Source organism: Streptomyces sp., from assembly GCF_031181705.1.
GTDB lineage: Bacteria > Actinomycetota > Actinomycetes > Streptomycetales > Streptomycetaceae > Streptomyces.
The window spans coordinates 1-13,933 of record NZ_JAPSKN010000147.1 but is presented as its reverse complement, the minus strand read 5'-3'; the positions used below and the strand labels follow the sequence as shown (position 1 = coordinate 13,933).

The window sequence follows — 13,933 nt, the reverse complement described above, 5'->3', positions numbered from 1 at the left end:
CCTCGCGCACGCAGCGGTCGGAGCACGGTCAGGACACCGCGCTCCGCAGCCCCTGAAGATCGATCTGCTCCGTCTCGTCGTGCGCCGTCAGGTCGATGACCTGGCCGATGCCGCGCGACTCCTCGTCCGCCGGCTTGTAACGGGCCTCGGTCTCGGCCTTGTGCAGGGCGAGGGCCTCCTGGCCGACGACATCGGCGAGGTCCTCGTTCTGCACGGCCTCGAGCGCCGCCCGTGAGGTGCCCTGCTTGGTGCCGAAGAAGTCGAAGCCGCCCTCGGTCCGCGGGCGCCGCACCGGCTGCTGGGGCGCGACGGCCACGGCGGTCGGCACCGCGTAGTGGCCGGTCCCCGCCTGCCCGGCCCGGGCGGGCTCGGGCAGTTGCCCGGCACCGGTCTGCGCGGGGGCGGCGGTCGTGTGCGCGTGTCCCTCGACCGCCTCGGACTGCCCCTGCGGCTCGTCCTCCCGGGACGGCTCCCGCTGCTCCGCCTGCTCCCGCCGGGACTCCCGCGCGGGTTCCGCGGGGTCCTCGCCCTTGGGCGCGCCGTCGCCGTCACCGTCCCCGCCGCCGTCCGGGTCCGGGACCCGCTCGCCGTCGAACCGGGCGAGCGCGGCCGCGGCGCGCAGGAACAGCCGGGAGCCCTCCGGCGAGAACACCGCCAAAGCCGCGGGCTCCGTCGCGGCGGAGAGACCGGCGGTCACCTCGTCCGGCTGCGCAGGGCCGGCGTCCGCCGCGTCCACGGCGTCCGCGGCCCCCGCCGGCAGCGCCGCCCGCACCGGAGCCGTCGCCTCGATCTCCAGTACCCGGCGCTCCTCCAGGACGCTCGCGCGCTCGGTCTCCGACGTGGCGTACCGGCGCAGCAGCGCGGCGTGTTCGTTGCGCAGACCGGCCAGTTCGGTGCGCTTGGCGCGCAGCCGCTGTTCCAGCTTGGCGCGCAGCTCGCGGGACTCCTCCAGATCGGCTTCGAGTTCGGCGACGCGCTCCTCGAAGCGCCACTCGTCGCTCGCCCGCGCACGCGTGAGGTCCGCGACCTGTTTGCCCGCCTGGATGTCCCAGCGGCGCAGCACGACCGCGCCGATGACCGCCGTCGCCGCGGCGGCCGCGGCCAGACCACGGAGCAGCGTCGGCTCCGTGAACACCCAGGGCCCCAGGGCGCAGACGAGGGAGACGCCTGCGATCGCCGACGGGGGCAGCAGCCTGTGCAGGGGCGGGGAATGGCGATGACGTCCACGTGGCATGGCCAGAAACTTACCGCGCGTAGGCGAATCGTGGTGAGCCACCCCGCAAAAACAAAGCCATACCAAGAGAGTCACGACGCATCAGAACTCCGGAAGAACCGGAACCCACCGCTCATTCAATTTCCAAGATCATTTCCGGCGCCGGGGAACAGCGCGTTCAGCCCCGTGTCAGCCGCTCGCTCAGCCACTCCAGTGTCGCCGGAATCTCCCGCCGCCAGGTGTTGAAGTTGTGCCCGCCGCTTTCCAGGACGATCGAGGAGATCCGCGTCCGCCCGTTGTCCTTCACCCGCGCTATGAACTCCAGCGTGTCCCGGTAGTTGCTCTCGCCCCTCTTGCTGCTGGTGACCAGCAGGGACGTGTCGGGAGCGGGCATGTGCGCGAGGTACCACCACAGATCCGCGCGCTCGCGCAGGCCCTTGTCGCCCTGGAAGAGATCGCCCGTCGTGGCGTCGATCGGCGCCTTGTAGTACGCGGACAGACCCGCCCCGGCGCCGTAGACACCGGGATGGTGCAGTGCGAGCTTCAACGCGCAGTAGCCGCCGGTGGAGTTGCCGATGACGCCGAGACCGCCCGGCTTTTCGGCCACCCGGTAGTGCGTGCGCAATGCCTCGGGAAGATCCTTCGCGAAGAACGACTCGGTGCGCGGACCGCCGGGAACGTCGACGCACTCCGTGTCGCGGGGCGGTGCAACCGTCGGCCGCAGCATGACGAGGATCATCGGCCGCGCCCGGCCGGCCCGGGCCAGTTCCAGCGCGGTGCGCGGATAGTGCAGTTTCTCCACCAGTGCCGACGCCGTGCCGGGATATCCGGTCAGCACGACGGCCGCCGGGAACCGGTAAGTGCGGTACCGCGGCTGGAAGTACTCCGGCGGCAGATACACGTACGCGGGCGTGGCGATGCGGGTCGTGCGGCCCACGAGCTCGACCTCCTGGATCCGGCCGCCGGAGGACGGGCGCACCCCGCCCGCCCCCGGCACCCGCCGCGCGCCGACCACCTCCAGCGGACCCCGGCCCGGCGTGTGGTCGACGACCACGCCCCGGTCCTTCTCCTGCCCGAACAGGTCCGCCCAGCTCGCGTAGAACCCGAACGCCTGGTTGGCGGCCAGGCCCACCGCGGCGAACAGCGCCAGCTGCGTGCCCAGCAGCAGACCGACGCGGCCGATCACCACCCGCCACCCACGGCGGGCCAGTCGCGGCCACAGCAGGACCGTGCCGGAGAACAGCAGCACGGCGCAGAGCACCGCCAGTGCCAGCGTCTTGTCACTCGTGAGACCCATGGATCGGTTACCTGTCCGCGCTCTCCGCCCGGGCCCGCCCCGCGATCACACCTTCGCGAGGGCTTGTCCCGGACTTTCCTCCGCCTTTGAAACGGCTTTGACGTGGGGAGTGAACCTCTCCCCCCGAGACACCGTCCTAGAGGGCGCAATGTCGCCGGATGCCCGAATCGGGCCCGGATCCAAGGTCTCTCGCAGAACTACGGGATGCGATGTCTGTCAGGACAGATGAGGAAATGTCGGGCGGGGTTCCGTACCGCCGCGGCGGTACGGCGCGCGCGGGCCGGGTGGGCCGGCTGCTGCGCGGGCCGCGCCCCGAGGCCGTGCCGCTCCTCGTCGGCAGAGCCTGCGCCCTCGTGGGCGCGCTGGACATCGCCGCAGGCGTCTTCCCGCGCTTCCGGCACAGCCGGATGCACGCCGTCGCCGAGGTGCTGCCCGGCGCCCTCGGGCCCTTCGCGGCCGCCCTGTCGCTGAGCACGGGCGTGCTGTTGCTGCTGCTCGCCCACGGCCTCAAGCGCGGCAAGCGCCGGGCCTGGCGGGCCGCCGTCGCCCTGCTCCCGGCCGGGGCCGTCGCGCAGTTCACCTACCGCCACTCGATCGTCGGCGTCCTCGTCTCCCTCGCCCTGCTGGCGCCCCTGCTGCGCCACCGGGACCAGTTCGACGCCCTGCCCGACCCACGCAGCCGCTGGCGGGCACTGGCCAACTTCGTGCTGATGAGCGCCGGTTCGCTCGTGCTGGGCCTGATCGTCGTCAGCGTCCACGGCGACCGCGTGCTCGGCGACCCGAGCCTCGCCGACCGCATCACCCACGTCGTCTACGGCCTCTTCGGTTTCGAGGGCCCGGTCGACTACCAGGGCAGCACCTCCTGGACCGTCGCCTTCTCGCTCGGCGCCCTCGGCCTGCTCACCGCCATCACCACCATCTACCTGGCCTTCCGCCCCGAGCATCCGGCCGCCCGGCTCACCGAGCAGGACGAGGCGAGGCTGCGCGCCCTGCTGGACCGGCACGGCGGCCGCGACTCCCTCGGCCACTTCGCGCTGCGCCGCGACAAGGCCGTGGTCTTCTCTCCCAGCGGCAAGGCGGCCGTCACCTACCGCGTGGTCTCCGGCGTGATGCTCGCCAGCGGCGACCCCATCGGTGACGTGGAGGCCTGGCCCGGCGCCATCGAGCGGTTCATGGACGAGGCCAGGGCCCACTCCTGGACCCCCGCCGTCATGGGCTGTTCCGAGACCGGAGGCGAGGTGTGGACCCGCGAGACCGGGCTCGACGCCCTCGAACTGGGCGACGAGGCGGTGGTGGACGTCCAGGATTTCTCCCTCGCCGGCCGCGCGATGCGCAACGTGCGCCAGATGGTCAAGCGCATCGAGCGCGCCGGTTACGAGACCCGGGTACGACGTGTCCGTGACCTGGGCGAGGCCGAGCTGGAGCGCGTCCGGCGCGCCGCCGACGACTGGCGCGGCACCGACACCGAGCGCGGCTTCTCCATGGCCCTCGGCCGGATCGGCGACCCCGCCGACGGCGACTGCCTCATCGCCACCGCCCACAAGCAGGACGACCACCCCGGCCCCCACGGCGACCTCAAGGCCGTCCTGCACTTCGTGCCCTGGGGCACCGACGGCGCCTCGCTCGACCTCATGCGCCGCGACCGCTGTGCCGACCCGGGCATGAACGAACTGCTCATCGTGGCCGCCCTCCAGGCCGCTCCGAGGTTCGGCATCGCGCGCGTCTCCCTCAACTTCGCGATGTTCCGCTCGGCCCTGGCACGCGGCGAGAAGATCGGCGCGGGCCCGGTCCTGCGCGCCTGGCGCGGCCTGCTGGTCTTCCTCTCCCGCTGGTTCCAGATCGAGTCCCTGTACAAGTTCAACGCCAAGTTCCAGCCGCGCTGGGAGCCGCGCTTCGTCGTCTACCGCGCCTCCGCCGACCTGCCCCGCATCGGCTTCGCCGCCATGCAGGCGGAAGGTTTCGTCAACCTCGCCCTGCCCCTGCCCCGCTTCCTGCGCCGCCGCCGCACGACGACCCGCCGCCCCTGCGCCCACGGCACCGCGACCGAACACACCGTCCGGGCGGCCTGACCCGGACGCCCGCCCGGGGCCGTGGCCCGGGCTGCGGCGCCTGGCGGCCCCCGCCGGGGCCTACGCTGAACATATGAGCAACCAGAGCGGACGCGGGCGCGTGGCGGGCCTACCCGAATGGGACCGCTGCGCGGTCATGGGAGTCGTGAACGTCACCCCCGACTCCTTCTCCGACGGCGGCCGCTTCTTCGACACCACGGCCGCCGTCAAGCACGGCCTCGACCTCGTCACCGAGGGCGCGGACCTGGTCGACGTCGGCGGCGAGTCCACCCGCCCCGGCGCCACCCGGGTGGACGAGGCCGAGGAACTGCGCCGTGTCATCCCCGTCGTCCGCGGCCTGGCCTCCGAAGGGGTCACCGTCTCCGTCGACACCATGCGCGCCTCCGTCGCCGAGCGGGCCCTGGCGGCCGGCGCCGCCCTCGTCAACGACGTCAGCGGCGGTCTCGCCGACCCGCGCATGATCCCCGCCGTCGCCGACGCCGGCGCCCCCTTCGTCGTCATGCACTGGCGCGGCTTCCTCCAGGGCGGCAACGTCAGGGGCGTCTACGCCGACGTCGTCACCGAGGTCGTGGACGAGCTCCACGCGCGTGTGGAGGCCGTCCTCGCCGGCGGCATCGCGCCCGACCGCGTCGTCGTCGACCCCGGGCTCGGCTTCTCCAAGGACGCCGAGCACGACCTGGCGCTCCTCGCGGGTCTCGACCGGGTCCTCCGCCTCGGCCACCCCCTCCTGGTCGCCGCCTCCCGCAAGCGGTTCCTCGGCCGGGTGCTGGCCGGACCCGACGCCCCGCCCCCGCCCGCCCGGGAACGCGACGCGGCCACCGCCGCCGTCTCCGCCCTCGCGGCGCACGCCGGCGCGTGGGCCGTACGCGTGCACGAGGTACGCGCCACGGCGGACGCCGTGCGCGTCGCCCGCGCCCTCGAAGGGGCACGCCCCGGCGCGGAAGGAACCCGGTGAGCGCCCCGCACACCGACGTCGAGCAGGTCGAAGCCGCCAACACCGCCTTCTACGAGGCACTGGAACAGGGCGACTTCGAGGAACTCACGTCGCTCTGGCTCACCCCCGCCGACCTGGGCGTGGACGAGACCTACCACGACCCGGCCGACACCGGCGTGGTCTCCTGCGTGCACCCCGGCTGGCCCGTCCTCACCGGACGCGGCGAGGTCCTGCGCTCCTACGCCCTGATCATGGCCAACACCGACTACATCCAGTTCTTCCTCACCGACGTGCACGTCTCCGTCACCGGCGACACCGCCCTGGTGACCTGCACGGAGAACATCCTCAGCGGCGGTCCCGCCCCCGAGGGCGAAGGAGAGGAGCTGGGCCCGCTCGTCGGCCAGCTCGTGGTCGCCACCAATGTGTTCCGGCGCACGCCCTCGGGGTGGAAGATCTGGTCGCACCACGCTTCCCCCGTCCTGGCCGAAACCGACGAGGACGAGCAGGGCGACTCCCCCGCATGAGTGGGTAGTCGCCCGGTAGTGGTTGGAATCACCGAGCCGCGGGTAGGGGCGGCTATCAACCCGTGAGCCGCCGGATTCCCCAGGGGGAACGCTGGAGGAATCCTGCCGGGCCCCGGCCGGGTCCCACCCCCCGTGGCCCGGCCCCGCCCGCGCTCGCAGGTAGATTCGACCGAGGCCGGCGTCCCGCCCGCACACGGCACGGACCGGCCGTGACCGACGATTGCAGGAGTGATTCGCGTGGATCGTGTCGCGCTGCGCGGCCTGAAGGCCCGTGGGCACCACGGTGTGTTCCCGAGGGAACGCGAGGAGGGCCAGACCTTCATCGTGGACCTCGTCCTCGGCCTGGACACCCGCCCGGCCGCGGCCGACGACGACCTGACGAAGACCGTGCACTACGGCATCGTGGCCGAGGAGGTCGTGGCCGTCGTCAAGGGCGAGCCCGTCGACCTCGTCGAGACCCTCGCCGAGCGCATCGCCCAGGTCTGTCTGAAACACGAGGCGGTCCAGCAGGTCGAGGTCTGCGTCCACAAGCCGGACGCCCCGATCACGGTCCCCTTCGACGACGTGACCGTCACCATCACCCGGAGCCGAGTATGACCGCGCCCTTCCTCAAGGGTCCCAGCGATCCGACCGTACAGCCGGTGCCCGCCTCCGTCGTCGACAAGGTCGACGCCGCCGACACGACCCTGTCCAACCCCAGGCGGGCCGTGGTCGCCCTCGGCTCCAACCTCGGCAACCGCCTGGAGACCCTCCAGGGGGCCATCGACGCCCTGGAGGACACGCCCGGCGTCCGCGTCAAGGCCGTCTCCCCCGTCTACGAGACCGAGCCCTGGGGCGTGGACCCCGGCAGCCAGCCCTCCTACTTCAACGCGGTCGTGGTCCTCAAGACCACCCTCCCGCCCTCCTCGCTCCTGGAGCGCGCGCACGCGGTCGAGGAGGCCTTCCACCGGGTCCGCGACGAGCGCTGGGGCCCGCGCACCCTCGACGTCGACATCGTCTCCTACGCCGACGTCGTCTCCGACGACCCGCGGCTCACCCTCCCCCACCCCCGTGCCCACGAGCGCGCCTTCGTCCTGGCCCCCTGGCACGACCTGGACCCCGAGGCGCAGCTCCCCGGCCGCGGCCCGGTCGCCGGCCTGCTGGACGCCGTCACCCGGGAAGGTGTCGCGCCCCGCGCGGACCTGGAACTCCGGCTGCCCGAGTAGCCGTTAAGGTCGAGACGGCCGCGAACGGGGCCGGGGGAACCGAAGGGACACCGTGAAAGAGCTGCGCATCAGGTTGCTGGCCGGCGTCTTCGTCGTGGCCGGGGTCCTGTCCTGGGCGGGCGCCCGCCTGTGGAACTCCATCGGCACGCTCCCCAGCGTCCCCCTGGCCGCCCCCATCGTCCTGGCCCTGATCGCCGTGGTCCTGCTGGCCACGGCGCTCTCGCTGCGCTCCCGGCTGAAGGCCCAGCGCGAGCGGCTGCCCGACGCCAAGGGCGTCGACCCCATGATGGCGGCCCGCGCGGTCGTCTTCGGCCACGCCAGCGCCCTGGTCGCCGCCCTGGTCTCCGGCATGTACGGCGGCACGGGCGTCTTCCTGCTGGAGTCCCTCGACATCCCCGCCCGCCGCGACCAGGCCATCTACGCCGGCTTCTCGGTCCTCGCGGGCATCGGCGTGATAGCGGCGGCGATCTTCCTGGAGCGCGTCTGCAAGCTCCCGGAGGACGACGAGCACGACGGCACGGGGACGGCGCCCTCGGTGTGACGCGGGGCGTCAGCGCGCCATGATCAGGCTCATGGCCTCGTTACGGGTCGCCGGATCGCGCAGCTGCCCCCGCACGGCCGAGGTGATGGTCTTCGCGCCCACCTTGCGGACCCCGCGCATGGACATGCACATGTGCTCGCACTCGACCACGACGATCACGCCGCGCGGCTCCAGGATCTGCATCAGGGAGTCGGCGATCTGCGTGGTGAGTCGTTCCTGCACCTGCGGGCGCCGGGCATAGACGTCCACGAGCCGAGCGAGCTTGGACAGGCCTGTGATCTTGCCTTCCACGGACGGGATGTAGCCGACGTGCGCGACGCCGACGAACGGCACGAGATGGTGTTCGCAGGAGCTCAGCACCTCGATGTCCTTCACCAGGACCATCTCGTCGTGCCCGAGGTCGAACGTCGTCGTCAGCACGTCCTCGGGCTTCTGCCACAGCCCCGCGAATATCTCCCGGTAGGCCCGCGCCACCCGTGCCGGCGTCTCCCTCAGGCCCTCGCGGTCCGGGTCCTCGCCGACCGCGATCAGCAGTTCGCGTACGGCGTTCTCGGCGCGCTTCTCGTCGAACTCGCCGATCTGGCCGTCGCCGTCCAGCGTCACGGGGTCGGTCATCTGGTGCCTCGTTCCTGTGTCCATCCGGGGCGGCCTGCGTAAATGGCGGAAAGCCGCGCCCCCCAGGCTAAAACCCTGGGGGGCGCGGCATCCATTCCGGGCCCGGTGGGACCGCCGGGAGAGCCGGATCAGCTCTCGGGGCGGTCCTCCGGGGTCCGCTCGGGCGCCGGGGCGGGCTCCGCCGCGGTGCTCTTGGCGGTGCTGATGGCCGGCGTCGCGCCGTTCGCCCCGTTCGTCAGGGCCAGCTCCTTGGGGGAGAGGACCGGCGGACGGGTGGACGGCGTGCGGCGGGAGGAGCCGGTCCAGGCGGGCCGGGGCGGGCGCTTGACGATGGGGGCGAAGATCTCGGCGATCTCCTCCTTGCCCAGCGTCTCCTTCTCCAGCAGCCGCAGCACCAGGTTGTCGAGGACGTCGCGGTTCTCGACCAGGATCTCCCAGGCCTCGTTGTGCGCGGTCTCGATGAGCTTCTTGACCTCTTCGTCGACCAGCGCGGCGACCTCTTCCGAGTAGTCCCGCTGGTGAGACATCTCACGCCCGAGGAACGGCTCGGTGTTGTCCCCGCCGAACTTGATCGCGCCGAGACGCTCGGTCATGCCGTACTGCGTGACCATCGCGCGGGCCAGACCCGTGGCCTTCTCGATGTCGTTGGCGGCACCCGTGGTCGGGTCGTGGAAGACGAGTTCCTCGGCCGCGCGGCCGCCCAGCATGTAGGCGAGCTGGTCGAGCATCTCGTTGCGCGTGGTCGAGTACTTGTCCTCGTCCGGCAGGACCATCGTGTAGCCGAGGGCACGGCCACGCGACAGGATCGTGATCTTGTGGACCGGGTCGGAGTTCGGCGAGGCCGCCGCGACCAGGGCGTGTCCGCCCTCGTGGTACGCGGTGATCTTCTTCTCCTTGTCCGACATGATCCGGGTCCGCTTCTGCGGGCCCGCGACCACACGGTCGATCGCCTCGTCCAGCATGTGGTTGTCGATCAGCTTCCGGTCGCTGCGGGCCGTCAGCAGGGCGGCCTCGTTCAGGACGTTGGCGAGATCGGCACCGGTCATGCCGGGCGTGCGGCGGGCGACGGCCGACAGGTCGACGTCCGGGGCGACCGGCTTGCCCTTCTGGTGGACCTTGAGGATCTCCAGACGGCCCTGCATGTCCGGGCGGTCGACGGCGATCTGCCGGTCGAAACGGCCGGGGCGCAGGAGGGCCGGGTCGAGGATGTCGGGCCGGTTCGTCGCGGCGATGAGGATCACGCCGCCCTTGACGTCGAAGCCGTCCATCTCGACGAGCAACTGGTTCAGGGTCTGCTCGCGCTCGTCGTGACCACCGCCGAGGCCGGCGCCGCGGTGACGGCCGACCGCGTCGATCTCGTCGACGAAGACGATCGCCGGGGCGTTCGCCTTGGCCTGCTCGAACAGGTCACGGACCCGGGAGGCACCGACACCGACGAACATCTCGACGAAGTCGGAACCGGAGATCGAGTAGAACGGCACGCCCGCCTCGCCCGCGACGGCGCGCGCCAGCAGGGTCTTGCCGGTTCCGGGCGGGCCGTAGAGCAGCACGCCCTTGGGGATCTTGGCGCCGACCGCCTGGAACTTGGCCGGCTCCTGGAGGAACTCCTTGATCTCGTGGAGCTCCTCGACGGCCTCGTCCGATCCGGCGACGTCGGCGAACGTCGTCTTGGGGGTGTCCTTGGTGATGAGCTTGGCCTTGGACTTCCCGAAGTTCATGACACGGGAGCCGCCGCCCTGCATCTGGTTCATCAGGAACAGGAACACGACCACGATCAGCACGAAGGGAAGCAGCGAGAGCAAAATCCCGACGAACGGGTTCTGCTTGGACGGCGAGACGGTGTAGCCGTCCGGGATCTGCTTGTCCTGGTACTTGTTCTGCAGCGTGTTGGCGATGGCCACACCCTGGTCGCCGATGTAGCTCGCCTGGATCTTCGAGCTGCCCTCGACCTTTTCGTCGCCCTTGAGCGTGACCTTGATGATCTGCTCGTCACCGGTGGTCAGCTTGGCCGACTCGACCTTGTTCTGGTTGATCGCCTGGACGACCTGGCCGGTGTCCACCGTCTTGTAGCCGCCGGACGAGCCGACGACCTGCATCAACACGACCACGGCAAGGACGGCCAGCACGATCCACATGACCGGCCCACGGAAGTATCGCTTCACGTCCATCCACACGGAGCGGTGCCGCCCCGTCCCTCCTGCCATAGTGAGTTTGATAAAGACTGTTCTTCGGACGGTACCCCAGCATTGTCACCTGAAGCTGCGCGGTGCGGCTGGCGACCCGTCCACGCATGCTCCAACGGCGGGAAGCGCGCTGGGGTTCCCGATCACCGTCACGGCGCCCCGGCGGGGGGGGTTCAGCCGCCGTAGACGTGGGGCGCGAGCGTACCGACGAACGGGAGGTTGCGGTACTTCTCGGCGTAGTCCAGGCCGTAGCCGACGACGAACTCGTTGGGGATGTCGAAGCCGACCCATTCCACGTCGATGGCCACCTTCGCGGCCTCGGGCTTGCGCAGCAGCGTGCACACCTTCAGGGAGGCGGGCTCGCGCGAGCCGAGGTTGGAGAGCAGCCACGACAGGGTCAGGCCGGAGTCGATGATGTCCTCGACGATGAGGACGTGCTTGCCCTTGATGTCGGTGTCGAGGTCCTTGAGGATCCGCACCACACCGGAGGACTGGGTGCCCGCCCCGTACGAGGACACGGCCATCCAGTCCATGGTGACGGGGGTGGACAGCGCCCGCGCGAGGTCGGCCATGACCATCACCGCGCCCTTGAGGACACCGACGATCAGCAGGTCCTTGCCCGCGTACTCCGCGTCGATCTTCGCTGCCAGCTCTGCCAGCTTGGCGTCGATCTCTTCCTTGGTGATGAGTACCTGCTGGAGGTCGGCACCCATGTCTTTCGCGTCCACCCGCATCACTTTCGGTCGTCCCACCGGCCGCCCGGCCCCTGCCCCGACTGCTCGGAGGGGTCGGATTCAGCCTTGCCGAATCACCAGTCTGCCACCCTGCCGCCGTGCCACGACCTTGCCGGGGAGGTTGATGGCTCCCTGACCGCGCCAGCCGGTGATCAGCCGGTCGACTTCCTCGATGTGGCGGGCGAACAGCGAGCCCGCGGGGGCACCGGCCGCGATGACGGCGCGGCGCAGGACGCGGCGGCGTACCGCGGGCGGCAGGGCGTAGAGCCTGGCGCACTCCAGCAGTCCGGCGGCGTCGCGGACGGTGGCCTCGGCCTCGGCGGCCCAGGTGTCGAGGGCGTCGGCGTCGTCGCGGGAGAGCCGGGCCGTCCGGGCGAGGGCCTCGACGACGCCCTTGCCGAGGGCCTTCTCCAGGGCGGGCAGGCCCTCGTGGCGCAGCCGGGAGCGGGTGTAGGCCGGATCGGCGTTGTGGGGGTCGTCCCAGACGGGCAGGGACTGGACCATGCAGGCCTTGCGGGCGGTCTGCCGGTCGAGTTCGAGGAAAGGGCGGCGGTAACGGCCGCCGGCCCCCGAGACCGCGGCCATTCCGGACAGGGAGCGGATGCCGGAGCCCCGGGCGAGGCCGAGCAGGACGGTCTCGGCCTGGTCGTCGCGGGTGTGGCCGAGCAGGACGGCGGCGGCGCCGTGGCGTTCGGCCGCGGTGTCGAGCGCGGCGTAGCGGGCGTCGCGGGCGGCGGCCTCGGGTCCGCCGGCGCGGCCGACGGTGACGGCGACGGAGTCGACGGGGTCGAGGCCGAGTTCCCGCAGGCGCTGGACGACTTCCGCGGCGCGCAGGTCCGAGCCGGGCTGGAGGCCGTGGTCGACGGTCACGCCGCCGGCTCTGATGCCGAGCTTGGGGGACTCGAAGGCGAGGGCGGAGGCGAGGGCCATGGAGTCGGCGCCGCCGGAGCACGCCACGAGCACGAGCGGCGGGGACTCCTCGGAGAGGGCGTGCGGGTCCGCGGCGGGGGCGCGGTGGTGTTCGGTCAGGAGGTCGTGGAGGACGCGGCGTACCGCCAGGCGTATCGCCGCGACCGCAGGATGGGGACCCATGTCCGGTTCCCTTCATGAAGTTTTCGGGGGTGAGCCCGCGTGTCGGTCACGCAGAGTGTGTAGATGGTGACAGAACCGGGCCGTTCCCCGAGCATTGCACGCCTACCCCTGGCTCACGGTCCCTCGGACGGGTGATTGGAGGGGCGTTCGCCTGCCGTGGGCCGGTTTCCTTTCACGACCTTCCCGCGATGTTCACTACTCGGCCTTGCGATGCACCCGCGCGACCCAGTCCGCCGGTTTGGCGATCTCCGACTTGGTGGGGAGGGTGTTGGGCGAGGTCCACACGCGGTTGAAGCCGTCCATGCCGACCTCGTCGACGACGGCCCGGACGAACCGCTCGCCGTCGCGGTACTGACGGAGCTTGGCGTCCAGGCCGAGGAGCTTGCGCAGGGCGAGGTCGAGGCGGGAGGCGCCCTTGGCGCGGCGCTGCTGGAACTTCTCGCGGATCTCGCCGACGGACGGCACGACGGCCGGGCCGACGCCGTCCATGACGAAGTCGGCGTGCCCCTCCAGCAGGGACATCACGGCCGTGAGGCGGCCGAGGATCTCGCGCTGGGCGGGGGTCTGGACGATCTCGACGAGGGAGCGGCCGCCGTCGTCCTCCTCGGCCTCCGGGCGGCCCCCGGCCAGGCTCTGGGCGGCTTCGCGGACGCGTTCCAGGAGGGTCATGGGGTCGACGTCGGTCTCCCCCAGGAACGACTGGACCTCACCCTCCAGGTGGTCCCGCAGCCAGGGCACGGCCGTGAACTGGGTGCGGTGCGTCTCCTCGTGCAGGCACACCCAGAGGCGGAAGTCGTGCGGGTCGACGTCGAGTTCGCGCTCGACGTGGACGATGTTGGGGGCGACCAGGAGCAGCCGGCCGCCGCCGTTCGCCCCGGCGGGGAGTTCGCGGGTGGCGGGGGCGAAGGTCTCGTACTGGCCGAGGACGCGGGAGGCCAGGAAGGACAGCAGCATGCCCAGTTCGACGCCGGTGACCTTGCCGCCGACGGCGCTCATCATCGCGCCGCCGGGGCTGCTGCCGCGCCGTTCCTGCATCTTGTCGAGCAGGGGCCGGAGAATCTCCCGGAAGCCGGCGACGTTCGCGCGGATCCAGCCCGGGCGGTCGACGACGAGGACGGGGGTGTCGTGGCCCTCCTCGGTGCCCAGCCGGGTGAAGCCGCGGACGTGTTCCTCCGAGGCCTTGGCGTGCCGGCGCAACTCCGCGACGACGGCCCTCGCCTCCTCGCGGCTGACCTCGGGACCCGGGCGTACGAGCCGGGTCGCGGTCGCCACCGCGAGATTCCAGTCGACCATGCCGGTTGAAGCACCACCGATGCTCGTCATGCGTCAACCGTACGTGAGCGCTCGCCGCTCGGGCAGGGCGGCGAGGGCCGGGGGACGCTCCGGGCCACTCGGCAGACGCCCGGTGCGGGCGGGGCGGGGCAGCCCAAGGTGCCCTTGCCGATACCGGCGCTGCCGGCCGTGCCCACCCGTTCCGACGGCGGAACCCCTGCCCTGGGACGGTGCCGGGCGACTGCCCACAGCGG

13 protein-coding genes are annotated in these 13,933 nt (G+C 71.8%); 6 read left to right on the top strand and 7 right to left on the bottom strand.

All coding sequences use genetic code 11. The features are described from left to right. Positions 1-28 precede the first annotated feature (28 nt). Complete coding sequence (locus RIN80_RS22740; protein ID WP_309097493.1) at positions 29-1,234, bottom strand: hypothetical protein; 1,206 nt, start codon at positions 1,232-1,234, stop codon at positions 29-31. A gap of 157 nt (positions 1,235-1,391) precedes the next feature. After that, positions 1,392-2,510 carry an alpha/beta hydrolase-fold protein gene (locus tag RIN80_RS22735; RefSeq protein ID WP_309097492.1) on the bottom strand — a complete coding sequence of 373 codons (1,119 nt, stop codon included), beginning with the start codon at positions 2,508-2,510 and terminating at the stop codon, positions 1,392-1,394. A gap of 233 nt (positions 2,511-2,743) precedes the next feature. On the opposite strand from RIN80_RS22735, the gene RIN80_RS22730 reads away from it, so the two are divergent. From RIN80_RS22730 to RIN80_RS22705, 6 genes are all read left to right on the top strand, one after another. After that, a complete protein-coding gene (locus RIN80_RS22730) occupies positions 2,744-4,579 on the top strand; it encodes a phosphatidylglycerol lysyltransferase domain-containing protein (RefSeq protein ID WP_309097491.1) in 1,836 nt (611 codons plus the stop codon). Between the two features lie 73 nt (positions 4,580-4,652). Continuing rightward, positions 4,653-5,534, top strand: a complete 882-nt coding sequence (folP, locus tag RIN80_RS22725; RefSeq protein ID WP_309097490.1) for a dihydropteroate synthase — start codon at positions 4,653-4,655, stop codon at positions 5,532-5,534. After that, positions 5,531-6,037, top strand: coding sequence for a nuclear transport factor 2 family protein (locus tag RIN80_RS22720; protein WP_309097489.1), 507 nt, complete (start codon positions 5,531-5,533; stop codon positions 6,035-6,037). Before folP ends, RIN80_RS22720 begins: the two co-directional genes overlap by 4 nt. Positions 6,038-6,274: 237 nt before the next feature. Continuing rightward, entirely contained in the window at positions 6,275-6,634 is a 360-nt protein-coding gene (gene folB, locus RIN80_RS22715) for a dihydroneopterin aldolase (RefSeq protein ID WP_309097488.1), read from the top strand. Then, entirely contained in the window at positions 6,631-7,242 is a 612-nt protein-coding gene (gene folK, locus RIN80_RS22710; RefSeq protein WP_309097487.1) for a 2-amino-4-hydroxy-6-hydroxymethyldihydropteridine diphosphokinase, read from the top strand. The genes folB and folK overlap by 4 nt, the downstream gene beginning before the upstream one ends. A 52-nt stretch (positions 7,243-7,294) precedes the next feature. Next, on the top strand, positions 7,295-7,783 hold the full coding sequence (locus RIN80_RS22705) for a DUF3180 domain-containing protein (RefSeq protein ID WP_309097486.1): 489 nt from the start codon (positions 7,295-7,297) through the stop codon (positions 7,781-7,783). A 9-nt stretch (positions 7,784-7,792) separates the two neighbouring features. Here the strand turns inward: RIN80_RS22705 and folE are convergent, their stop codons facing one another. The 5 genes from folE to RIN80_RS22680 all read right to left on the bottom strand — a co-directional run bounded on the left by folE (position 7,793) and on the right by RIN80_RS22680 (position 13,730). Further along, positions 7,793-8,398 (bottom strand): GTP cyclohydrolase I FolE, encoded by a 606-nt coding sequence (gene folE / locus RIN80_RS22700; protein ID WP_309097485.1) that lies wholly within the window; start codon positions 8,396-8,398, stop codon positions 7,793-7,795. A gap of 128 nt (positions 8,399-8,526) precedes the next feature. Beyond that, entirely contained in the window at positions 8,527-10,566 is a 2,040-nt protein-coding gene (ftsH, locus tag RIN80_RS22695; RefSeq protein ID WP_309097494.1) for an ATP-dependent zinc metalloprotease FtsH, read from the bottom strand. 188 nt (positions 10,567-10,754) lie between these two features. Next, positions 10,755-11,315 carry a hypoxanthine phosphoribosyltransferase gene (hpt, locus tag RIN80_RS22690; RefSeq protein ID WP_094057060.1) on the bottom strand — a complete coding sequence of 187 codons (561 nt, stop codon included), beginning with the start codon at positions 11,313-11,315 and terminating at the stop codon, positions 10,755-10,757. A gap of 60 nt (positions 11,316-11,375) precedes the next feature. Next, entirely contained in the window at positions 11,376-12,407 is a 1,032-nt protein-coding gene (gene tilS, locus RIN80_RS22685) for a tRNA lysidine(34) synthetase TilS (protein WP_309097484.1), read from the bottom strand. Between the two features lie 195 nt (positions 12,408-12,602). After that, positions 12,603-13,730, bottom strand: coding sequence for a zinc-dependent metalloprotease (locus RIN80_RS22680; protein ID WP_309097483.1), 1,128 nt, complete (start codon positions 13,728-13,730; stop codon positions 12,603-12,605). Positions 13,731-13,933: the final 203 nt, after the last annotated feature.